Source organism: Streptomyces sp. NPDC048507, assembly GCF_043199995.1.
Lineage (GTDB): Bacteria > Actinomycetota > Actinomycetes > Streptomycetales > Streptomycetaceae > Streptomyces.
Window position 1 is genome coordinate 203539 of sequence record NZ_JBICWZ010000005.1, and the last position, 22066, is coordinate 225604.

Sequence of the window (22066 nt, forward strand, 5' to 3'; positions counted from 1 at the left end):
CGGGGGTACGCGAAAGGGCCCGGGGTGGGTACCCCGGGCCCTTTCGGACGTCGTGCGAGGGTCAGCCGAGGTTGACCGTACGGGCCGACGCGGCGCCGATCTCGTCCGAGATGGCGGCGAGGACGTCCACCGGAACCTCGGCGTCGACGGTGAGGACGACGAGCGCCTCGCCGCCCTCCTCGGCACGGGCGACCTGCATGCCCGCGATGTTCAGACCGGCCTCGCCGAGGACCTGCCCGACCTTGCCGACCACGCCGGGGCGGTCGGTGTAGCGCAGCACGATCATGTGGTCGGCCAGGGCCAGGTCCACGTCGTACTCGCCGACGCCCACGATCTTCTGCAGGTGCTTGGGGCCCGCCAGGGTGCCCGAGACCGACACCTCCTGACCGTCCGACAGGGTGCCGCGCACGGTCACCACGTTGCGGTGGTCCGGGGACTCCGAGCTGGTGGTCAGGCGCACCTCGACGCCGCGCTCCTGCGCGAACAGCGGGGCGTTGACGTAGGAGACCGTCTCGTCGACGACGTCCTCGAAGACGCCCTTGAGCGCGGAGAGTTCGAGCACCTTGACGTCGTGCTGGGTGATCTCGCCGCAGACCTCGACATCGAGGCGGACCGCGACCTCGCCCGCCAGCGCGGTGAAGATGCGGCCGAGCTTCTCGGCGAGCGGCAGGCCGGGACGGACGTCCTCGGCGATGACGCCGCCCTGGACGTTGACCGCGTCCGGGACGAGCTCACCGGCGAGCGCGAGACGCACCGACTTGGCGACCGAGATGCCGGCCTTCTCCTGGGCCTCGTCCGTGGACGCGCCGAGGTGCGGGGTGCAGACGACCTGGTCGAGCTCGAAGAGCGGGGAGTCCGTGCAGGGCTCCTTCGCGTAGACGTCGAGACCGGCGCCGGCGACGCGGCCCTCCTTGATGGCCGAGTACAGCGCGGCCTCGTCCACGATCCCGCCGCGCGCGGCGTTGACGATGCGGACCGACGGCTTCACCTTGTGCAGGGCCTCGTCCCCGATGAGACCGAGGGTCTCGGGGGTCTTGGGCAGGTGCACGGTGATGAAGTCGGCGACCTCCAGCAGCTCGTCCAGGGTCAGCATCTTGACGCCCATCTGGGCGGCGCGCGCGGGCTGCACGTAGGGGTCGTACGCGACGACCTTCATGCCGAAGGCCGACATGCGCTGGGCGACCAGGACACCGATGCGGCCGAGGCCGACGACGCCGAGGGTCTTCTCGCTGAGCTCGACGCCCGTGTACTTGTTCCGCTTCCACTCGCCGTTCTTCAGGGCGGTGTTCGCCTGCGGAATGTGGCGCGCGGTGGCGACGAGCAGGCCGCAGGCGAGCTCGGCGGCGGTGACGATGTTGGAGGTCGGGGCGTTCACGACCATGACGCCGGCCTTGGTGGCGGCGGAGACGTCGACGTTGTCGAGGCCGACACCGGCGCGAGCGACGACCTTCAGCTTCTTGGCGGCGGCGATGGCCTCGGCGTCCACCTTGGTCGCGGAGCGGACCAGGATCGCGTCGACGTCGACGATCGCGGGCAGCAGCTCCGCGCGGTCGGCACCGTTGACGTGCCGGATCTCGAAGTCCGGACCGAGCGCGTCCACCGTGGCGGGCGACAGCTCTTCGGCGATGAGTACGACAGGTTTCGAGCTCACGTGGGTCATCCTCACAAGTCCAGTGCGGACGGCCGTCCCGACGGCCGCAGGCGGTGGAGGGGGTAGCCGCGTGGAAGACGCACGACACTGTGGGCCTGACGCGTTGTGTTGAGCAGTGTAGTGGCGGATCCGAACCGGAATTCCGCCTGTACGGAAGGATCACCCGTCCGGGATTGGCCGGGGTGGACAATCCGAACTACAGGACGGCTACATTCCCGCCACCTCCCGCCCGGCTGCCCCCCGCCGATGGGGTGATGCGCGGCGGGGCCGGGACGATCCGTCCCGGCCCCGCCGCCTACGAGATCAGCTCTCGTCGTTGTCGACCCAGCTCATCAGCTTGCGCAGCTTCTTGCCGGTGGTCTCGAGCAGGTGGGCCTCGTCGGCCTTCTTGTACTCGTTGTACTTCGGCAGGCCGGCCTTGTACTCGGCCATCCAGGTGTTGGCGAACTCGCCGCTCTGGATCTCGGCGAGGACCTTTTTCATCTCGGCCTTGGTGGCGTCGGTGATGACGCGCGGGCCGGTGATGTAGTCGCCCCACTCGGCGGTCTCGGAGACCGACCAGCGCATCTTCTCCAGGCCGCCCTCGTACATCAGGTCGACGATGAGCTTCAGCTCGTGGAGGCACTCGAAGTAGGCGATCTCCGGCTGGTAACCGGCCTCGGTCAGGGTCTCGAAACCAGCCTTGACCAGGGCGGAGGCACCACCACAGAGAACGGCCTGCTCACCGAACAGGTCGGTCTCGGTCTCCTCGGTGAAGGTCGTCTTGATGACACCGGCACGGGTGCCGCCGATACCGGCCGCGTACGACAGCGCCAGCTCGAAGGCCTTGCCGGTGGAGTCCTGCTCGACGGCCGCGATGCACGGAACGCCGCGGCCCTCCTCGTACTGACGGCGGACCAGGTGACCCGGGCCCTTCGGGGCCACCAGGGCGACGTCGACGTTGGTGGGCGGCTTGATGAAGCCGTACCGGACGTTGAAGCCGTGACCGAAGAAGAGCGCGTCGCCCTCCTTGAGGTGGTCCTTGATGGACTCCTCGTAGATCTCGGCCTGCAGCGGGTCCGGCGTCAGGATCATGATGACGTTCGCCCACTCGGCGGCCTCCGACACGGAGACGACCTTCAGACCCTGCTCCTCGGCCTTGGCCTTGGACTTCGAGCCCTCCTTGAGGCCGACGACGACGTCGACGCCGGAGTCACGGAGCGACAGCGCGTGGGCGTGGCCCTGGCTGCCGTAACCGATGACCGCGACCTTGCGGCCCTGGATGATGGACAGGTCGGCGTCGTTCTCGTAGAACAGCTCGGCCACTGGGATATCTCCTTGGTGCGCTGGTGTTGCTCCCACCGTACGGCGGGGAACGGAATCTGAGTTTGTCGGTCTCGCCATTCGAGCCGGTGAACCGGGGCGGGCTTCCGGCGCGGCGGCGGGGGTCAGGCGCTGCGGTCGAGCGAGCGCAGGCTGCGGTCCGTGATGGACCGTCCGCCACGCCCTATGGCGATCGTGCCGGACTGCACGAGCTCCTTGATGCCGAACGGCTCCAGCATCTTGAGCATGGCGCCCAGCTTGTCGGTGCCGCCGGTGGCCTCGATGGTGACGGCGTCCGGGGAGACGTCGACGGTCTTGGCGCGGAACAGCTGGACGATCTCGACGATCTGCGAGCGCGTCTCGTTGTCGGCGCGGACCTTCACCAGAACGAGTTCGCGCTCGATGGCGTTGTGCGGCTCCAGCTCGACGATCTTGAGCACGTTGACCAGCTTGTTGAGCTGCTTGGTCACCTGCTCCAGCGGGAGGTCCTCGACGTTCACGACGATCGTGATGCGGGAGATGTCGGGGTGCTCGGTGACGCCGACCGCGAGGGAGTCGATGTTGAACCCGCGGCGGGAGAACAGGGCGGCGATCCGGGCGAGGATGCCGGGCGTGTTCTCGACCAGGACGGAGAGCGTGTGCTTGGACATGTGGGGCGTTCTCTCTCTCGGCTCTCTGGGCTCAGTCGTCTTCGTTGTCGCCGAAGTCGGGGCGGACGCCCCGGGCTGCCATGACCTCGTCGTTGGAGGTGCCGGCGGCGACCATCGGCCACACCATGGCGTCCTCGTGGACGATGAAGTCGACCACGACGGGGCGGTCGTTGATCGCGTTGGCCTCGGCGATGACCTTGTCCAGGTCCGCCGGGTCCTCGCAGCGCAGCGCGACGCAGCCCATGGCCTCGGACAGCTTGACGAAGTCCGGGACGCGGGTGCCCTGGCGCGGGGCGACCGACTCGCCGAGCTGGGAGCCCACCGTGCCGTGGCCGGTGTCGTCCGCGTGCAGCACGGTGTTGGAGTACCGCTGGTTGTAGAACAGGGTCTGCCACTGGCGGACCATGCCCAGGGCGCCGTTGTTGATGATGGCGACCTTGATCGGGATGTTGTTCAGCGCACAGGTGGCCAGTTCCTGATTGGTCATCTGGAAGCAGCCGTCGCCGTCGATGGCCCAGACCGCACGCTCGGGCATGCCCACCTTGGCACCCATCGCGGCGGGGACCGCGTAGCCCATGGTTCCGGCGCCGCCGGAGTTCAGCCAGGTGCGGGGCTCCTCGTACTTGACGAAGTGGGAGGCCCACATCTGGTGCTGGCCGACGCCCGCGGTGAAGATCGTGCCGTGCGGCGCCAGCGCGCCGATCCGCTCGATGACCTGCTGCGGCGAGAGGCTGCCGTCCTCGGGCAGGTCGTAGCCCAGCGGGTAGGTCTCGCGCCAGCGGCTGAGGTCCTTCCACCAGGCGGTGTAGTCGCCGGCGTTGCCGTCGGTGAGCTCGGCCTGGACGGCCTGGATCAGGTCGGCGATGACCTCGCGGGCGTCGCCGACGATCGGGACGTCGACCTCGCGGTTCTTGCCGATCTCGGCCGGGTCGATGTCCGCGTGGATGACCTTGGCGAAGGGGGCGAAGCTGTCGAGCTTGCCCGTGACGCGGTCGTCGAAGCGGGTGCCGAGCGCGATCAGCAGGTCCGACTTCTGCAGGGCGGTGACGCCGGTGACCGAGCCGTGCATGCCCGGCATGCCGACGTGCAGCGGGTGGCTGTCGGGGAAGGAGCCGAGCGCCATCAGCGTCGTACAGACCGGCACGCCCGTGAGCTCGGCGAGGACCTTCAGCTCGGCCGTGGCGCCGGACTTCATGACGCCGCCGCCGACGTACAGGACGGGGCGCTTGGCCGCGCAGATGAGCTTGGCGGCCTCGCGGATCTGCTTGGCGTGCGGCTTGGTGACCGGCCGGTAGCCCGGGAGGTCCATGGCGGGCGGCCAGGAGAAGGTGGTCTTCGCCTGGAGGGCGTCCTTGGCGATGTCGACCAGGACCGGGCCCGGGCGGCCGCTCGCGGCGATGTGGAAGGCCTCGGCGATGGTCCGCGCGATGTCCTCGGCCTTGGTGACCAGGAAGTTGTGCTTGGTGATCGGCATGGTGATGCCGACGATGTCCGCCTCCTGGAAGGCGTCCGTGCCGATCGCCTTGGAGGAGACCTGCCCCGTGATCGCGACGAGCGGGACGGAGTCCATGTGCGCGTCGGCGATCGGGGTCACCAGGTTGGTGGCGCCGGGACCGGAGGTCGCCATGCAGACGCCGACCTTGCCGGTGGCCTGCGCGTAGCCGGTGGCGGCGTGGCCGGCCCCCTGCTCGTGGCGGACCAGGATGTGACGGACCTTCTCGCTGTCCATCATCGGGTCGTAGGCCGGGAGGATGCAGCCGCCCGGGATACCGAAGACGGTGTCGCACCCCACCTCTTCGAGAGAGCGGATGAGGGACTGCGCACCCGTGACGTGCTCAACTGCGGTGGGCTGGTGTCCACCCGTACGGGGCCGCGGCTGCGGATGGTGGGCCCCGGTGGCCTGCTCGGTCATCGGCATTCTCTTCTCGAAGCTGAGGGTTTTACGAGGAGCGGGGGTTCCCCCGGATCAGGGCCGGGGGCGTGTGCCAGTGCAACAAAAAACCCCTCGTGCCGGGTGGCAAGCGAGGGGAGCGCGTCGGTAGCGTTGAGCGGGGACGTGACGGTCCCAGCTTCAGCCGACGCGCTTTCCAAGTACGAGAATTCGGGTGCGCATGGCATTGACCCTCCCTCCGGCGGGAGGTGGATGTCAAGTGGGTGGGACGGGCGTCTCATTATTTGAGCCTCTGCGGATGGCCATCGAGCCACCGGACGCGCCTGCGGCCAAGGCGTGCTGGGCCGTACCGCCCGGTACTGGAAACGTACCCCTGACGAGCGCGCGCCGCAGCCTGTATTCGTCGAGCGGGCCGGAGAAGGCCGCTCCCCGGCCGTGAGTGCACCCCATCGCCCGCAGCGCCGCCACCTGCTCGGGCAGGTCGACGCCGTCCGCCACGGATTGCATGCCCAGGTCATTTGCGATCCGCAACAATCCCGCCGTGATCTTGTGCAGGCGGGCGGATTCGACCACCCCTTCGACCAGCCCCCGGTCGAGTTTGAGCAGGTCCACGGGGAGCCGCCGGAGGGCGCTGATGGCCGCGTAGCCGCTGCCGAAACCGTCGAGGGCGATCCGGACCCCGAGGCGGTGCAGGGCCGTCAGGCGGCGCTCCAGCTCGTCGAAGGGCACTCTGGGGTCGGAGGCGGCCAGCTCCAGCACCAGCGCCCCGGAGGGCAGTCCGTGCCGGGCCAGCAGCGCCTCCACCGAGCCCCTGGGCAGGGAGCGGTCGAGCAGCCGCTGCGCGGTCATCCGTACGGCCACTGGTACGCCGTGACCGGCCCGGTGGCGTTCGGCGGCCTGCTCGACGGCCTCTTCGAGCAGCCAGCGGCCCAGTTCGGCGGTGCGCGAGGCGTCCGGGCCGCCCGAGCCGCCGCCCTCGCCCCGTTCGGCCACCCGGAGGAACTCGGCGGGGGTGAAGAGGATCCCCTGGGCGGAACGCCAGCGGGCCTGGGCGACGACCACCGCGACCTCTCCGGTGACCAGCGAGACCACCGGCTGGTGCAGCAGGGCGAACTCGCCCTCGTGCAGGGCCGTGCGCAGCCGGCCCGCCAGTTCGGCCTTGCGGACGACCTCGGCCTGCATCTGCGGGGCGTACAGCTCGACGCGGTCCTTGCCGCCCGCCTTGGCCCGGTACATCGCGAGGTCGGCGTTGCGCATCAGGTCCGAAGGGGTGATGCCGGGGTCGGCGAAGGCCACCCCGATGCTGGCGGCGACGCGGACCTCGCTCCCGGCGATGCGGTAGGGCTGGGAGAGGGTGGTCCGCAGCCGCTCGGCGATCTCGTGCACCTGGTACTCGCGGGCGCTGCGGTCGCGGCTGCCGTCGCCGAGGATCAGCGCGGCGAACTCGTCCCCGCCGAGCCGGGCGGCGGTGTCCCCGGCGCGGACGGCGTCCTGCAGCCGGCGGGCGGCTTCGACGAGCAGCTCGTCGCCGGCCTGGTGGCCGATGGTGTCGTTGACCGCCTTGAAGCCGTCGAGGTCGATGAAGAGCACGGCGCTGCTGTGGTCCCCGGCCCGGCGGCCGGTGAGCGCCTGGCGGACCCGGCGGGTGAACAGGGCCCGGTTGGGGAGGTCGGTCAGCGGGTCGTGCTCGGCGCTGTGCTGGAGCTGGGCCTGGAGGCGGACCCGTTCGGTCACGTCGCGGCTGTTGAGGATGAGGCCGCCCTGGTGGCGGTTGACGGTGGACTCCACGTTGAGCCACTCGCCGCCGCCCGATCTGAACCGGCATTCGATGCGGGTCGTGGGCTCCTCGGTGGGCGGGGCGGCCAGGAAGCGGCGCACCTCGTGGACCACGCGGCCGAGGTCGTCGGGGTGGATCAGGGTGGCCAGCTCGCTGCCGACGAGCTCCTCCGCCTCCCGGCCGTAGACCCCCGCGGCGGCCGGGCTCACGTAGCGCAGGGTCCCGGTGGGCGCGGCGATCATGATCACGTCGCTGGAGCCCTGGACCAGGGAGCGGAAGTGGTTCTCCTTCTGGGCCAGTTCCTGGGTCAGCGCGATGTTGTCGAGGAGCATGATGCCCTGGCGGATGACGAGGGCGAGGACCACGGTGCAGCCGGTGAAGACGACCATCCGGTCGACCTTCCGGCCGTCGACGACGTTGTAGAGGATGCCGAGGGTGCAGACCGCCGCCGCGAGGTACGGGGTGAGCGCGGGCAGCGAGCCGCTGATGGGGCGGCTGTGCGGGCGGTCGGCGCGCTGCCCGCCGCGGTCGAGCGGCTCGGGCCGGTGGGCGCCCCAGGGGGCGTAGGCCAGCAGCAGGGAGCCGGCGAACCAGCCCGCGTCGAGGATCTCGCCCGAGCGGTAGGTGGTGTTCAGCAGCGGCGAGGTGAAGAGGGCGTCGCTCAGGACGGTGAGGGCGAGGGCCGCGATGGCCGTGTTGACGGCGGAGCGGTTGTTCGCGGAGCGGCGGAAGTGCAGGACCAGGACCATCGAGACGAGCGCGATGTCGAGGAGCGGGTACGCGAGCGAGAGGGCGGCGCGCGGGACGCTGCCGGGGGCTCCGGACTGGGCGGTGCGCGCGGCGTTGGCGAGGGCCAGGCTCCACGACAGGGTGAGCAGCGAGCCGCCGATGAGCCAGGAGTCGAGTCCGAGACAGACCCACCCGGCCCGGGTGACCGGGCGTTTGGCGAGGACGAGCAGGCCCACGATGGCGGGCGGGGCGAAGCAGAGGAAGGCGAAGTCGGCGAGCGAGGGCTCGGGGACCTGCCGGCCGAGGAGCACCTCGTACCAGCCCCAGACGGCGTTCCCGAGGGCTCCCATGAACGAGGAGAAGGCGAACATCAGCCAGGCGCCGCGTTCGCGGCGGTCCACGGTCCGCGCGTAGTGGTAGCAGGAGACCGCGGCGAGTAACCCGGCCGCGCTGAGGCCGAAGTCGCCCATGAAGTTGGCGAGTTTCTCGGATCCCCAGCCGAGGGCCGCCCCGACGGCGTACCCGCCGCTGACCACCGCGAGGACGAGCTGCCCCGCCAGACCCTTGCCGCCGCCCGCGACGGGCGGCCGGGTCAGGAGCGCCGCCCCCGGGGCGCTCACCGGTCCCCCTCGCCGGCTGGTTCCGGTGCAGCCCAGTCCCGGCAGCGTCGCCTCCGGCGGCTCTGCCGCGTCGGATCCTTCGTCCATTGGCCGTGCATCGCCCGTCGCCCCCCAAAGTGTCCGATCACTCCCCAGCGCCAGACGTACGTGGCGCAGCCCCCTGTTCCGGACGATACACCACTTTCGTCACTCAGCGACATACCTTCTCTACTCTCCGTCACCACCTGGGGAGTTGTGGACACCCCGCGCATTCGGGTGGTCGCGCTGCGTGCCCGTCGGCGGCCCGGCCGGGGGCCGGTCCGGTCGTCCGGCCCGGGGCTAGCCGGTGACGAGGACGGTGTTCTCCACCGGCTCCCCGGCGGCGAACCGGCCGAGCTGGCGGGCCACCAGCCGCTTCGCCCGGGGTTCGAACGCCGAGCTACTGCCGCCCACATGGGGTGTGATCAGGACGTTCGGAGCGTGCCAGAGCGGGTGGCCCGGCGGCAGCGGTTCCGGGTCGGTGACGTCGAGCGCGGCGCGCAGCCGCCCGGTCTCCAGCTCGGCCAGCAGCGCCCCGGTGTCCACGACGGGGCCGCGCGCGACGTTCACGAGCAGGGCGCCGTCCTTCATCCGGGTCAGGAAGCCGGCGTCCACGAGGCCCCGGGTCTCCTCGGTCAGCGGGGTGCAGAGGACCACCACGTCCGCGTCGGGCAGGAGGCGGGGCAGCTCGGCCAGGGCGTGCACCGGCCCGTGCGGGGCGGTGCGGGCGGAGCGGGCGACGCGGGTGACGGTCCCGGTCTCGAAGGGCAGCAGCCGGTCCTCGACGGCCGCGCCGATCGATCCGTAGCCGACGATCAGGACGGACCGGTCGGCGAGGGCGTCGTAGAAGCCGCCGCGCCATTCCTCGCGGTCCTGGCCGCGCACCATGCCGGGGATGCCGCGCAGGGAGGCGAGGACGAGGGTCAGGGCGAGTTCGGCGGTGCTCGCCTCGTGGACGCCGCGGGCGTTGCAGAGCCGGACGCCCGGGGGCAGGTCGTCGAGGCCTCCGAGGACGTTGTCGATGCCCGCGGTGAGCGTCTGGACGACCTTCAGGGCGGGCATGTGCGCGAACGGGCGCAGCGTCACCGCCGGGGACTTCATGTAGGGGGTGACGTAGAAGACACAGTCCGCGGGGTCGCCGGGGAACGATTCCTCGCCGTCCCACCGTCGGTAGCGCAAGGAGCCGGGGAGACCTTCGATCTCCTCGGCCGGGAAGGGGAGCCAGACGTCCCCGGTCGCAGCAGTCATGATCACGAGGCTATGCGAAGGGAACCGGATCGAGCCGTTAGTTTGAGGTCCGGAGCGGGAGGGGGACGCAGGGGTGGAGCGCAGGGCGATCGGAGCGGGGCCGCTGACGGTCGGGGCCATCGGGCTCGGGTGCATGCCGATGAGCTGGGCCTACGCGCCCTCGCGCCGCCGGGGCGAGGAGTCGCTGCGCACCGTGCACACGGCGCTGGACCTGGGCGCCAGCCTGCTGGACACGGCCGATCTGTACGGGCCCTTCACCAACGAGCTGGTGGTCGGGCGCGTGCTGCGGGAGCGGCGGGCGGAGGCCTTCGTGTCCGCGAAGGTGGGGCTGCGCGCCGGTGAGCAGCACGTGGTGGCCGACGGGCGGCCGGGGTACGTGCGGCGGGCGTGCGACGCCTCGCTGCGCAGGCTGCGGACCGACGTCATAGACCTGTACCAGCTGCACCGGGTGGATCCGGACGTCCCCGTCGAGGAGACCTGGGGCGCGATGGCGGAGCTGGTGGGCGCGGGCAAGGTGCGGGCGCTCGGGTTCTGCGCGCTGGGCGCGGCGGCCGGGCCGGGGGCGGGGCGGCGCGGGGACCGCGGCTACCGCTCGACGCTGCGGCAGCTGGAGCGGGTGCAGCAGGTGTTCCCGGTGACGGCGGTGCAGGCGGAGCTTTCGGTGTGGTCCCCGGAGGCGGCGTGGCAGCTGCTGCCGTGGTGTGCGGCCCGGGGGGTCGGGGTGCTGGCGGCGATGCCGCTCGGCAGCGGGTTCCTGACCGGGACGCTGACTCCGGGGCAGGGGTTCGAGGACGCCGACGTACGGGCCCGCCATCCCCGGTTCACTGCGCACGCCATGGCGTCGAACCAGGTGCTCGTGGCGGGGCTGCGGCGGGTGGCGGGGCGCCGCGGGCCCGAGGTCACGGCGGCGCAGGTGGCGCTGGCTTGGGTGCTGGCCCAGGGGCCGCACGTGGTGCCGGTTCCGGGGGCGGAGCGGGCGCACTGGGCGGCGGAGAACGCCCGGGCGGCGGAGGTGCGGCTCACGGCCGCCGAGCTGGCCGAGATAGCGGCGCTGCCGGCGGCGGTGGGGGCCTGGGACTGACGGGTCCCGGGCCCGGGGGCCCGGACCTGTGGGGGCCGGACCGGCGGACGGCCCGGCCGGATCCGCACAACCACTCGATCGGGTGTACGAGTGGTGGAACTCGACGGCGGGCCCGCGATGTTGAGAAGGGTGGAAGGCGGGACCGGAGGACCTGAGGACCTGAGGGGAGTGCGGCCATGCGGTACGGACGAGGGACCGGCAACGGTGCGGACGGGGCGGTCGGTGCGGTGGGGTACGGAGGTGGGCGGGCGCGGCGCCGGGGCGGGCTGGCGGTGTTCGCGCTGGCGGGCTGCGGGGCCCTGCTGACGGCCGGCTGTTCCGCCTCGGGAGGGGCGCCGGCGGGTACGGGCGGATCCCCACCGGGACCCCCGCCCGCGGGGGCGTCCTCGCCGGGCGCGACGGGCCCGGCGCAGCGGCCGGCGGCACCGGCCCAGGGCTCGGTGTCGGTGGCGGGCGAGGCGGCCAAGGGGCTGGAGTCGCCCTGGGGCGTGGCGCCGCTGCCGGGCGGGGACCTGCTGGTCGCCTCCCGGGACAAGGGCACCATCAGCAGGGTCCGGACGGACACCGGGGCGGTGACGGAGATCGGCAGGGTGCCCGGTGTGGCGCCGGGCGGCGAGGGCGGACTGCTGGGCCTGGCCCTGTCCCCCTCCTTCGCCTCGGACCGGCTGGTGTACGCGTACTTCACCACCGAGTCCGACAACCGCATCGCGCGGATGCGCTACGACGAGCAGCGCGCGCCGGGACAGCAGCTGGGCGCCCCGGACACGGTGCTGCGGGGCATTCCCAAGGGGGTCGTGCACAACGGCGGCCGGATCGCCTTCGGCCCGGACCGGATGCTGTACGCCGGTACCGGGGAGACCGGGGACAAGGCGCTGGCCCAGGACAAGAAGTCGCTGGGCGGCAAGATCCTGCGGATGACCCCGGACGGGCAGCCGGTGCACGGCAATCCCGAGGCCGACTCCGTCGTCTATTCGTACGGGCACCGCAATGTGCAGGGGCTGGCCTGGGACGACGACAAGCGGCTCTGGGCCTCGGAATTCGGCCAGAACACCTGGGACGAGCTGAACCTGATCGAGCCGGGCGGCAACTACGGCTGGCCGGAGGCGGAGGGGAAGGCGGGCAGAGCGGGTTTCCGCGATCCGGTGGCGGTCTGGAAGACGGACGAGGCCTCGCCGAGCGGGATCGCCTGGGCGCAGGGGTCGGTGTGGATGGCCGGGCTGAAGGGCGAGCGGCTGTGGCGGATCCCGCTGAAGGGGGCCGTGCCGGTGGCGGAGCCCGAGGCCTTCCTCCAGGGGAAGTACGGGCGGCTGCGCACGGTGGTCCCGCTCGGCGGGGACAAGCTGCTGCTGGTCACGAGCGAGACGGACGGGCGCGGCTCGCCGCAACCGGGCGACGACAGGATCCTGAACCTGACGGTGAAGTGAGCGACTCGTGCCCCCGAGGGGGCGGAAAGGCACGGTGGGCGCGGTGTTCAACATGATCCAGGAGCTGTTCGGCCCGGGTAGGCGGCACACCCGGGAGGAACAGAAGCGGCTGGAGCTGTCCCGGACCGATGTGACCGACGGCGATCCGGGGCGGGGCCCCATAGACCTCGACTCCGGCACGGTCCTCATACGCCCGGAGGGCGGGGCTCCCTAGGCCTCCTCTGCCGGATCCCGCCCGACCCATGCCGCCCGGCCCGCGTCACCCGGCCCGCTTCACCCGGCACGATCCGCAGGAGACGGCCTAGCCGCGGTCCGCCGACGGGGCCGGGGTGAGCGGGGTGAACAGGCGCAGCCGGTGCGCCAGGGCCGCGGCTTCGCCCCGGCCGGCGACGCCCAGCTTGGCCAGGATGTTCGAGACGTGCACGCTGGCCGTCTTGGGCGAGATGAAGAGTTCCTCCGCGATCCGGCGGTTGGTGCTGCCGACGGCGACCAGGCGCAGGACGTCCCGCTCGCGGCTGGTCAGGCCCAGGGCTTCGAGGGGGTCGGTGTCCTGGGCCGCAGGCTCCGGGCGGGTGTCGTCCGGGGTCAGCGTGAGCCGGGCGCGCTGGGCGAGCAGGGCCAGGTCCTCGCGCAGGCGGCGGCAGCCGAGCCGGTCGGCGACGGCGTGGGCGTCGCGGAGCAGGGCGGCGGCCTGCTCCCGGTCACCACCGGAGGCCAGCAGGGCTTCGGCGAGGCGGTGGCGGACCCGGGCCAGCAGGTGGGGGCGCTGGAGCGGGCGGATGGCGGCCTCGACCCCGGCCCAGTCGGCGGGGGTGTCGCGGCCCTCGGCGCGCAGCAGCTCGGCCCGGAGGTACTCGGCGTGGGCGGCCCACACGGGCACCGGGGTGGGCAGGGCCCTGGCGGCCGTGCGCAGCAGGGACACGGCCTCCTCCCGGCCGGCGTCGGCGGCGGGCAGTCCCAGGGCGTCGGCCTCGGCGGAGGCGGAGGCCAGCAGCAGGGGCCAGGCGTAGCGGTGGTGGCCGAGGGGGAATCCGTGGGCGACGGCCCCGGCGGTCTCGGCCCGGAGGTCGGAGAGCCGGCCCTCGGCCCCGGCGATGCCGATCGCCAGCCGGTGGAGCGGCAGCCGGTGCTGGGGCTGGGCGTCGTGGGTGCCGAAGTGGGTGTGGGCGGCGGCCAGCTGGTGGGCGGCCTCGGTCAGTTCGCCGCGGGCCAGGGCCAGGTAGACCAGGCGGGCGGCGGCCATGCCGCGCGGGGGCGCGCCCTGTCCGTCGCGCAGGGTGCGGCGGGCCTCCGTCGCGGCCTCGTCCCAGCGCCCGAGGCTGTACAGGCTCTCGGCCATGTTGCCGCGGAGCCAGGCCTCGGTGTCCAGCAGCCGGGACTTGGCGACGAGCCGGATGCCCTGTTCGGCCAGTTCCACCGCGTCCTGGGACCGGCCCATCGCTTCGAGCTGGGAGCTCAGGTTGATGTGCGCGCGCCCCGCCATCTGGATGAAGCCGAGTTCGGCGGCGCGGTGCATGACCGTCCGCATCTCGGCGAGGCCGCGCTCCGGGTCGCCGGAGTCGACGAGGAGGCTGCCGTGGGTGATGCGGGCGCCCAGTTCGGTCTCCTCGGCGCCGACCATCCGCGCGTACTCGACGGCGCGTTCGGCGGCGGCCAGGTTGTCGGGGCCGGGGTTGTGGAGCATGCCCCAGCCCGCGGCCCGGACCAGGACGTCGGCGTGCACCTGGGACGGGGGCAGTCCCTTGACCAGTTCCTGCGCCCTGGCGATCTCCTCCCAGCCGTCGCCGCGGGCGAGGTTGGCGACCAGCCGGGAGCGCTCGGTCCAGAACCAGGCGGCCCGCAGCGGGTCGGAGCCGTCCTCGTCGAGGATCCGCAGGGCCAGTTTGACCAGCTTCAGCGCGCGTTCGCGCTCGCCGCCGAAGCGGGCCGCGACGGTGGCCTCGGCGAGCAGGTCGAGGCGCTGGAGGGGGGTGGTCGCCGGGTCGCAGCCGCAGGGCGGGTACACGTCGGTGTAGTCCGCCGGACGCAGGGCCTCGCGGACCTCGTCGGGGGCGGTGTCCCACAGGTCCATGGCCCGCTCCAGCAGGGTGAGCTGCTCGGAGTAGGCGTGCCGGCGGCGGGCGGTGACGGAGGCGGCGAGGACGGCGGGCAGCGCCTTGGCGGGGCTGTTCGCCGCGTACCAGTAGTTGGCGAGCCGGATGATCCGTTCCTCGGCGCGGACCAGCGTCTCGTCGGCCTCGACGGCCTCGGCGTAGCGCCGGTTGACGCGGGCGCGTTCGCCGGGGAGCAGGTCGTCGCTGACGGCTTCGCGGACCAGGGAGTGGCGGAAGCGGTAGCCGTCACCGTCGGAGGTGGCGAGGAGGATGTTGGCGCCGACGGCGGCCCGCAGGGCCTCGATCAGTTCGTCCTCGCCGAGCTGGGCCACGGCGCGCAGCAGGGCGTACTCGATGGTGGAGCCGCCCTCGGCGACGATGCGCACCACGCGCTGGGCGGCGTCGGGGAGCACCTCGACGCGGACGAGGAGCAGGTCGCGCAGGGATTCGGTGAGGCCGGTGCGGCAGCCGCTCTCGCGGGAGGCGACGAGTTCCTCGACGAAGAAGGCGTTGCCGTCGGAGCGGTCGAAGACGGAGTCGACGAAGCTCTCCTCGGGCTGCGCGGAGAGGATCCCGGTGAGCTGGCGGCGCACTTCGGCGCGGTTGAAGCGGCGCAGTTCGATCCGCTGGACGGTGCGCAGCCGGTCGAGTTCGGCGAGCAGGGGGCGCAGCGGGTGGCGGCGGTGGATGTCGTCGGCCCGGTAGGTGGCGACGAGGACGAGCCGGCCGCTGGCCAGGGTGCGGAAGAGGTAGGCGAGCAGGTGGCGGGTGGAGGTGTCCGCCCAGTGCAGGTCTTCGAGGACGAGGACGACCGTGCGGTCGGCGGCGAGGCGTTCCAGCATCCGGGCCGTCAGCTCGAAGAGCCGGGCGGTGCTCTCCTCGTCGTGGGGACCCCGGGAGGTCTCGCCGAGTTCGGGCAGGATCCGGGCGAGTTCGTCCTCCTGGCCGGCGGCCGCGGCGGCGAGTTCCTCGGGGAGCCGGCGCAGCAGGGTGCGCAGGGCGGTCGAGAACGGGGCGAAGGGAAGGCCCTCCGCCCCGATCTCCACACAGCCTCCGACGGCCACCACTGCGCCGTGGCGGGCGGCTTCGCCGAGGAACTCCTCGGTCAGCCGGGTCTTGCCGACACCGGCCTCTCCTCCGACGAGCAGGGCCTGCGGCTCCTGTCCGGCGGCACGGGTCAGGGTGTCCACGAGTACGGCCAGTTCGTCGGCTCGGCCGACGAACACCGGGCTGACAGATCTGGTCTCCACGTCGCCGAGCATCGCACACGAGTGCGGTTCGGCGGGACCCGTTATCGGTGCGCTCCTCATCACGGCCGGATCGCGCGGTCCGCGGCGCGGGCTACGCGGCGCGGGTGAAGAGGTTGCGGTGTGCCCTCACCGGCCTTTCGGATTCCTGGCCGCGCGAGGAGGCGGCGCGGGCCTTCTTGGCCTCGTTGGCCATCCGGAACAGCTCGGCCTCGCGGATGAGGTCGGCGCGGCGGGCGGTGGCCATCTCGTACTCGAACATCTCGTACTCCCTGGTTGCGTTTCTCGGGCACCTCGTTCGGTGTGATCCAAGAATCGCGTCCCAGAGGGGTCCGCCACATGGGGCGCATGCCGCATCTGCGGGGTGCGCGGTGCCTTAGTCCCCGGCCCGGGGCCCCTCGGGGGACTTAGGGAGGGGCCGTACGGGGCCGGGGGCGGCTAAGGCGGTGCCTACTCGGCGGCCGTGGGCAGGGCGACGAGGAGGTCGAAGTACATGAGGCCGAAGACCAGGACGCCGATGATGCCGAGGGCGACGGCGGCCCACGAGACGGAGCGGACCCAGACGGGCAGGACCCGGCCGGGGGCGCCGAAGGCGGGGCGGGCCAGGACGAAGACGGCGATGAGGAGGGCCAGGGTGGCCAGGACGCCGTTGACGAGGGCGGTCATGTGCCAGGCGTCGCCGTACAGGGCGGCGATCTTCTCCTTGGCGGTGGTCGCGTTGGCCGACTCGATCTGGCCGATGAGCGTCTGGCGCTCGGCGATCACCCGGGACACCCAGCTGCCGCTGAGGGCGACGAGACCGAGACCGGCGGCGACGATGGCGGAGGCCGCGGAGCCGACGCCCGAGCCCTGCGCGGCGGCCGGGTCGGCGTCCTCGACGTCCTCGTCGGCGTCCGCGTCCACCTGGGCGTCCTCAACGGACGTCCCGGGGGCGGCTGCCTCGGGGGTACCGGCGTCGGCCGGGGTGTTCTGTGCCGCCTTGTCCTCGGCGGTGTCCGCCTCGGCGGCGGTCGGGGCGGTCTTCGTGGTGTCCATGCCGGGCACGGTAGGCGGCGTTTCTGAGAGGTTCCTGAGAAGGCCCGCCCCGCCCGTCAGCGGGACGCGGGGGCCGCCCGTTCGCGGTCGGCGTCCGGCCGCGGCGCCGGAAGCTTCGCGCGGGGGCGGCCTTCGGGCGGCTCGATGCTGATGCGGGGCAGCCGGCGGTCCAGCCAGCGGGGGATCCACCAGTTCGCCCCGCCGAGCAGGTGCATGAGGGCGGGGACGAGGAGGGTGCGCAGGACGAAGGCGTCGAGGGCGACGGCGACGGCGAGCGCGATGCCGAACATCGCGATGAGCCGGTCGCCGCTGAGCACGAAGGCGAGGAAGACCGAGATCATGATCACGGCCGCCGAGTTGATGACGCGGCTGGTCTCGGCGAGTCCCACGCGCACGGCCCGCCGGTTGTCGCCGGTCTCCAGCCACTCCTCGTACATCCGGCTGACCAGGAAGACCTGGTAGTCCATGGAGAGTCCGAACAGCACGGACACCATGATCACCGGGAGGAAGGGTTCGATCGGGCCCGCGCTGCCGAGGCCCATGAGCTCGCTCCCCCAGCCCCATTGGAAGACGGCGACGACGACGCCGAAGGAGGAGGCGACGGCCGCGACGTTCATGGCGGCCGCCTTGAGCGGGATGCCCAGCGAGCGGAAGGCCAGGAGCAGCAGGACGCAGCCCAGCGAGATGACCACGCCCACGAACAGCGGCAGCTTCCCGACGATCACCTCGGCGAAGTCGTCGTAGCCGGCCGTCACCCCGCCCACGTGGGCCCGCATCGAGTTGCCCTCCCCGGCGCGCGGGATGACGTCCCGGCGCAGGGTGTCGACCAGTTCGCTCGTCGCCCGGGACTGCGGGGCGGAGCGGGGCACGACCGTCAGCACGGCGGTGTCCCCGCTGCGGTTGAAGACGGCGGGGCCCGCGGAGGCGACGCCCTCGGTGGCGCGCACGGCCTCGGCGAGCCGGTCCACGGCGACGTGGTCCGCGGCCCCGCCGAGCCGGGCCACGACGGTGAGCGGGCCGTTCGTACCGGGCCCGAACCCCTCGGCCAGCAGGTCGTACGCCTTGCGCGTGGTGGATCCGGCCGGATTGTTGCCCTGGTCCGAGGTGCCCAGGTGGAGCGAGAGGGTGGGCAGCGCGAGGACCGCCATGAGGAGGGCGGCGAGCAGTCCGAGCGGTTTGGGGTGGCGTTCGACGAAGGCGGACCAGCGGGCGGCGAACCCGGTGGGCGTCCCGGGCCGGGGGCCCTCGGCGGCGAGCCTGCGGCGTTCGCGGCGCGACAGGGCCCGCGGCCCGATGCAGGAGAGGAGGGCGGGCAGCAGGGTGACGGAGGCGGCGACGGTCAGGACGACCGTGAGGGACGCGGCCAGCGCGACCCCGTCGAGGAAGTTCAGCCGCAGCACCAGCATGCCGAGCAGGGCGATGCAGACGGTGGCCCCGGCGAAGACGACGGCCCGGCCGGTGGTGGCGACGGCGCGCTCGGCGGCGTCGGCGACGGTGAGACCGCCCGTCAGCCCCTTGCGGTGCCGGGTGACGATGAACAGGGCGTAGTCGATGCCGACGCCGAGCCCGACGAGGGTGCCGAGCATCGGCGCGAAGTCGGCGACGGGCATGGCGTGCCCGAGGAGGGTGATCCCGAAGTAGGCGCTGCCGACGCTCACCAGGGCCGTCGCGATGGGCAGCAGGCTCGCGGCGAGCGAGCCGAAGGCGAGGAAGAGGACCACGGCGGCGATGGCGACGCCGATGACCTCGGCGAGGTGCGGGCTGGGTGCCTCGGTGAGCCCGACGGCCCGGCCGCCGAGTTCCACCTGGAGGCCGTCGGCGCGGGTGGTGTCGTTGCGGGCCGCGTCCACCACGGCCCTGGCCTGGGGCGTGGGCACGGAGTCGGCCTGCCGGTCGAAGGTGACCACGGCGTAGGCGGTGCGCCCGTCGGGGCTGATCTGCGCGGCGGCCGCGGGGTCCGGTCCGTAGGGGCCGGCGACCGATCCGACGCCGGGGAGGGCGGCGATGGTCTCCAGGGCCCGGGTCATGCGCCGTTCGACGTCCGGTGCGCGCACGCTCTGGTGGTCCGGGGTCCGCCACACGACGGTGTCGGTGTCGCCGCCCCGGCCGTGGAAGCCCTCGCGCAGGAGGGCGTGGGCCCGGGCGGATTCGGTGCCGGGGACCTCGTAGTCGTTGGAGAACGCGGTCCCGGCCGCGCCGGCGGCCGCGGCGCTCGCGCCGAGGGTGAGCAGCCAGATCAGAACGGTGAGCAGACGGTGCCGCATGCACCACCGCGCGATTGCTGCCAACGGACGTGCTCCCTGGTGGTGCGCATCTCACCGGGGTACGGCCCGACGCGAAGGACGCTTGAACGGTCGCGCGGACCCGACGGTTCCGGTGCGTGGGTGAACGGCCGGACGCGCGGGGGCGCGAGGGGGTGCGGCGAGGTGCGGTGGGGCGGGGGTGGTCTACACCTCGGTCAGACGATCTCAGCGTTTGGTGATCGTTGGCCCGTTTCGTGTGCATCGTCACAGGCCGCGGGGGCGGCGCGGGACCTTGGTCAGCCGGCGGGCGGGACCGAGGTCGGGGGATCGGCCCGGTAGCCGGGGACCGAGGGCCACCGCACCGTGAGGACGACCGAGTCCTCCTCGGCGTACCAGGAGTGGTCGACGCCGCGCCCCCAGACCACGTAGTCCCCCTGCTCCGCGAGGACCACGGTCCGGCCGGGGAACTCCAGCCGGAACCGGCCGCTGATGAGGACCTGGAGGGCGGTGCGCCGCTCGCCGGTGACCCACCGGGCGCGTTCGTCGCCGCGGGGGTGGACGCCCCATTTGATCTCGACGTCCTCGCTGTGCCGGGGGTCGCCGGGTTCTTTGAAGTGTCCCAGGAGCCAGCCCCGGTCGGCGGCGGCGTCCGGGGCGGCCCGGCCGGTGTAGATGGCGGTTTCGTCGTTCACGGGGCGAGGCTAATGCAGTTGGCGCACCCGGTCCGAACCTGGTGAGCTGCTCCGATGACGATGGATGCGAGTGAACTGCTGAAGGTGCGCGACCTCTACGACGCGCGGATGCGGCGCGATGCCGCGCCCGACGCGCCGCGGGCGCGGGTGGAACGGGTGGGCGGGGTGGTCCGGCAGAGCGCGCCCGCGCTCGGCTGGAACGGCGTGCTGTGGTCGGACCTCGACGAGGCCACGGCGGACGCGGAGATCGCGGCGCAGGTGGCGTACTTCGGCTCCCGCCCGCCGCGGGAGGGCGGCGGCGAGTTCGAGTGGAAGCTGTACTCCCACGACCGGCCGGCCGATCTCGGGGAGCGGCTGCGGGCGGCGGGCTTCGTGCCGGAGCCGCCGGAGACGCTGCTGGTGGCCCGTACGGCCGAACTCGCCGAGCTCGCCGTCGAACCGCCGGAGGGGATCACCCTGCGGGTGGTCACCGACGAGGCCGGGGTGGAGCTGATGATGGAGGTCCACCACCGGGCCTTCGGCACGCACCGGCCCCGGATCCGGGAGCAACTGCTCACCCTGCTGCGGGACGAGCCCGACACGATCGAGGCCGTGCTGGCGATGGCCGGGGAGGTTCCGGTGAGCGCGGCGCGGATGGAGATGCGGCCGGGCAGCCCCTTCGCCGGCCTGTGGGGCGGCGGTACCGACCCCGAGTGGCGCGGCCGGGGCATCTACCGCCTGCTGGTGGCCCACCGCGCCCGGGTGGCCGCGGCCCGCGGCATCCCGTACCTCCAGGTGGACGCCTCGGACGACAGCCGCCCGATCCTGGAGCGGCTGGGCTTCGGCGTCCTCGGCGTGACGACCCCCTACCTGCGGTCCGCGCCCGCCTGACCGGGCCGCGCCGGGGCGGCCGCCGCTCAGGACGGGCGCCAGTACCCCAGTCCGTGCACGCGCTGCCTGGGCAGGGCGAGGTCCTTGCGGAGGTACGCCGTGAGGGCGCGGGTGGTGGCGGTGTCGCAGGCCAGCCAGACGTACGCCGCGTCCCGGTCCGCCCCGAGCAGCTCCGGCAGTTCGGCCCTGACCCGGTCGGCCAGGGCGGTGCCGCCGCGGGGCACCCGCCGTACGTCGCGCGGGGCCGCCCCGCCCCGTACGGGCAGTTCCCCGTCCGAGGGGTGCTGCGTCTCGAACCAGACGGTGGCCGGGGTCCGCGGGTAGGCGTCCAGCAGGGAATTGATCGCGGGCAGGGAGGCCGGGTCGCCGATGACGAGCAGCCGCTCCGGCTCCGGGGCGGGGGCGTCGAAGCCCGTGCCCTGGACGGTGGCTTCGAGGGTGTCGCCGGGCCGGGCCGCGCGGGCCCACCGGCTGGCGAGCCCGTCGTGCAGGACGAACTCGAAGGCGAAGGTCCCGGTGGCCGGATCCGGATCGACCAGGGTGTAGGCCCGCTGGTGCGCCCGGGCCCCGCCCTCGAACCAGGCGCGGACCCACATGGTCGGGTGCAGGGACTCCCCGGCGGCCGCCAGCAGCCCGCCGTCGGTGAAGCGGATCCGCCGGACGTGCTCGGTGACGTCCTCCACCCCCGTCACGGTGAACGTGAAGTCCTTGCCCCTCATGAGCCTGAGGACCACGCCCTCCCAGCCCTTGCCGACCGCCATGTCCGCCCCTTCCCCCACCGGCCTATAGTTAGGGCAGCCTAACCTAAATGCCGATGCGGGGCCGCATGCGGGAACGACTTCGGCCGGACGCCCTACACCCCGAGGTCCGCGCGCATGGCGGCCCGCATCGCGCGGGTCTGCTCCCAGATGCCGTGCTGGGCCCGGGACGCGGCCACCATCGCTTCGCCCGCCACCGGGGCGTCCCGCTCCAGGCCTTTGACCTGCCCGTACACGGAGTTCAGGGCCCGGTTGACGGCGGCGGCGCACTCCAGCACCGCGTCGGGCGCGATCATCTGCGCCTCGGAGTAACTGTCCCGGTGCGCGCTCTTCGCCGCGTCGAGCGCCTCCCGGTCGGCCTCCTCCGCGGAGCGTTCCCGCAGCACGTGCAGGTGGTGGTTGAGGGCCGTGGTGAACTGGCGCGCGTCCCGGTTCAGGGCCGCGTAACAGCCGCGCCGCAGCGCCAGGTCGTCGCGGGCCTCCGCATGCCCCCGGACGAGCTCGATCTCCCGGCGCTTCGCCCGCTCCGCGCCCCGCTGCGTGAGCAGCGCCCCGCCCAGCGTGCCCGTCACCCCCACGATCGCGATGACCATCGCCCCGATCTCCACCCGCACGCCCCCTCGTCGAACCCGTCCGCCCCGCGCCGGACCGACATGGATCAAGGTAATCCGACGGGGGCCGTCCGTCAGCGGAAACGGCGAGCGGCCCGCCCCGGGGGTCCGGGGCGGGCCGCTGCA

At 72.9% G+C, this 22066-nt stretch carries 17 protein-coding genes; 4 read left to right on the forward strand and 13 right to left on the reverse strand.

From position 1 onward, the window contains the following. Positions 1-61: 61 nt before the first annotated feature. The 6 genes from serA to ACGFXC_RS16960 all read right to left on the reverse strand — a co-directional run bounded on the left by serA (position 62) and on the right by ACGFXC_RS16960 (position 9886). Positions 62-1651, reverse strand: a complete 1590-nt coding sequence (gene serA / locus ACGFXC_RS16935; protein WP_351824951.1) for a phosphoglycerate dehydrogenase — start codon at positions 1649-1651, stop codon at positions 62-64. A 303-nt stretch (positions 1652-1954) separates the two neighbouring features. Further along, a complete protein-coding gene (ilvC, locus tag ACGFXC_RS16940; protein WP_393713451.1) occupies positions 1955-2956 on the reverse strand; it encodes a ketol-acid reductoisomerase in 1002 nt (333 codons plus the stop codon). Positions 2957-3078: 122 nt separating this feature from the next. Continuing rightward, a complete protein-coding gene (ilvN, locus tag ACGFXC_RS16945) occupies positions 3079-3603 on the reverse strand; it encodes an acetolactate synthase small subunit (protein ID WP_351824957.1) in 525 nt (174 codons plus the stop codon). A gap of 31 nt (positions 3604-3634) precedes the next feature. Further along, a complete protein-coding gene (locus tag ACGFXC_RS16950) occupies positions 3635-5521 on the reverse strand; it encodes an acetolactate synthase large subunit (protein WP_393713454.1) in 1887 nt (628 codons plus the stop codon). 228 nt (positions 5522-5749) lie between these two features. After that, positions 5750-8620 carry a putative bifunctional diguanylate cyclase/phosphodiesterase gene (locus tag ACGFXC_RS16955; RefSeq protein WP_393713456.1) on the reverse strand — a complete coding sequence of 957 codons (2871 nt, stop codon included), beginning with the start codon at positions 8618-8620 and terminating at the stop codon, positions 5750-5752. A gap of 318 nt (positions 8621-8938) precedes the next feature. Beyond that, positions 8939-9886, reverse strand: a complete 948-nt coding sequence (locus ACGFXC_RS16960) for a 2-hydroxyacid dehydrogenase (RefSeq protein ID WP_393713457.1) — start codon at positions 9884-9886, stop codon at positions 8939-8941. A 73-nt stretch (positions 9887-9959) separates the two neighbouring features. On the opposite strand from ACGFXC_RS16960, the gene ACGFXC_RS16965 reads away from it, so the two are divergent. The 3 genes from ACGFXC_RS16965 (at position 9960) to ACGFXC_RS16975 (ending at position 12605) form a co-directional block, all read left to right on the forward strand. After that, positions 9960-10967: an aldo/keto reductase gene (locus tag ACGFXC_RS16965; protein WP_393713459.1), complete on the forward strand. Its 1008-nt coding sequence runs from the start codon at positions 9960-9962 to the stop codon at positions 10965-10967. A 176-nt stretch (positions 10968-11143) separates the two neighbouring features. Further along, complete coding sequence (locus ACGFXC_RS16970) at positions 11144-12391, forward strand: PQQ-dependent sugar dehydrogenase (RefSeq protein WP_393713461.1); 1248 nt, start codon at positions 11144-11146, stop codon at positions 12389-12391. 52 nt (positions 12392-12443) lie between these two features. Beyond that, positions 12444-12605 (forward strand): DUF6191 domain-containing protein, encoded by a 162-nt coding sequence (locus ACGFXC_RS16975; RefSeq protein ID WP_393713795.1) that lies wholly within the window; start codon positions 12444-12446, stop codon positions 12603-12605. An 87-nt stretch (positions 12606-12692) separates the two neighbouring features. Here ACGFXC_RS16975 and ACGFXC_RS16980 read toward each other — a convergent pair whose 3' ends face one another. From ACGFXC_RS16980 to ACGFXC_RS17000, 5 genes are all read right to left on the reverse strand, one after another. Next, the gene (locus ACGFXC_RS16980; RefSeq protein WP_393713463.1) at positions 12693-15746 is read right to left on the reverse strand and encodes an AAA family ATPase; all 3054 of its coding nucleotides are present in this window, start codon (positions 15744-15746) and stop codon (positions 12693-12695) included. 79 nt (positions 15747-15825) lie between these two features. Then, positions 15826-15993 carry a hypothetical protein gene (locus ACGFXC_RS16985; RefSeq protein ID WP_393713465.1) on the reverse strand — a complete coding sequence of 56 codons (168 nt, stop codon included), beginning with the start codon at positions 15991-15993 and terminating at the stop codon, positions 15826-15828. Between the two features lie 188 nt (positions 15994-16181). Beyond that, a complete protein-coding gene (locus ACGFXC_RS16990; protein WP_393713467.1) occupies positions 16182-16766 on the reverse strand; it encodes a hypothetical protein in 585 nt (194 codons plus the stop codon). Positions 16767-16822: 56 nt separating this feature from the next. Further along, the gene (locus tag ACGFXC_RS16995; RefSeq protein ID WP_393713469.1) at positions 16823-19054 is read right to left on the reverse strand and encodes an MMPL family transporter; all 2232 of its coding nucleotides are present in this window, start codon (positions 19052-19054) and stop codon (positions 16823-16825) included. A gap of 251 nt (positions 19055-19305) precedes the next feature. After that, positions 19306-19701: a signal peptidase I gene (locus ACGFXC_RS17000; protein ID WP_393713471.1), complete on the reverse strand. Its 396-nt coding sequence runs from the start codon at positions 19699-19701 to the stop codon at positions 19306-19308. A 60-nt stretch (positions 19702-19761) separates the two neighbouring features. Between ACGFXC_RS17000 and ACGFXC_RS17005 the strand changes: the two genes are divergently transcribed. Further along, positions 19762-20571 (forward strand): GNAT family N-acetyltransferase, encoded by an 810-nt coding sequence (locus ACGFXC_RS17005; RefSeq protein ID WP_393713797.1) that lies wholly within the window; start codon positions 19762-19764, stop codon positions 20569-20571. A 26-nt stretch (positions 20572-20597) separates the two neighbouring features. Here the strand turns inward: ACGFXC_RS17005 and ACGFXC_RS17010 are convergent, their stop codons facing one another. Together ACGFXC_RS17010 and ACGFXC_RS17015 are read right to left on the reverse strand one after the other, a co-directional pair. Then, positions 20598-21332 carry a siderophore-interacting protein gene (locus tag ACGFXC_RS17010; RefSeq protein WP_393713473.1) on the reverse strand — a complete coding sequence of 245 codons (735 nt, stop codon included), beginning with the start codon at positions 21330-21332 and terminating at the stop codon, positions 20598-20600. Positions 21333-21424: 92 nt separating this feature from the next. Next, positions 21425-21937, reverse strand: coding sequence for a hypothetical protein (locus ACGFXC_RS17015; protein WP_393713475.1), 513 nt, complete (start codon positions 21935-21937; stop codon positions 21425-21427). Positions 21938-22066 lie beyond the last annotated feature (129 nt).

Coding starts and splice junctions, on each gene's coding strand:
- ilvN (WP_351824957.1), bottom strand. CDS start 3,603: ATGTCCAAGCACACGCTCTCCGTCCTGGTCGAGAACACGCCCGGCATC.
- ACGFXC_RS16950 (WP_393713454.1), bottom strand. CDS start 5,521: ATGCCGATGACCGAGCAGGCCACCGGGGCCCACCATCCGCAGCCGCGG.
- ACGFXC_RS16960 (WP_393713457.1), bottom strand. CDS start 9,886: ATGACTGCTGCGACCGGGGACGTCTGGCTCCCCTTCCCGGCCGAGGAG.
- ACGFXC_RS16970 (WP_393713461.1), top strand. CDS start 11,144: ATGCGGTACGGACGAGGGACCGGCAACGGTGCGGACGGGGCGGTCGGT.
- ACGFXC_RS16975 (WP_393713795.1), top strand. CDS start 12,444: ATGATCCAGGAGCTGTTCGGCCCGGGTAGGCGGCACACCCGGGAGGAA.
- ACGFXC_RS16980 (WP_393713463.1), bottom strand. CDS start 15,746: ATGCTCGGCGACGTGGAGACCAGATCTGTCAGCCCGGTGTTCGTCGGC.
- ACGFXC_RS16985 (WP_393713465.1), bottom strand. CDS start 15,993: ATGTTCGAGTACGAGATGGCCACCGCCCGCCGCGCCGACCTCATCCGC.
- ACGFXC_RS16990 (WP_393713467.1), bottom strand. CDS start 16,766: ATGGACACCACGAAGACCGCCCCGACCGCCGCCGAGGCGGACACCGCC.
- ACGFXC_RS17005 (WP_393713797.1), top strand. CDS start 19,762: ATGGATGCGAGTGAACTGCTGAAGGTGCGCGACCTCTACGACGCGCGG.
- ACGFXC_RS17010 (WP_393713473.1), bottom strand. CDS start 21,332: ATGGCGGTCGGCAAGGGCTGGGAGGGCGTGGTCCTCAGGCTCATGAGG.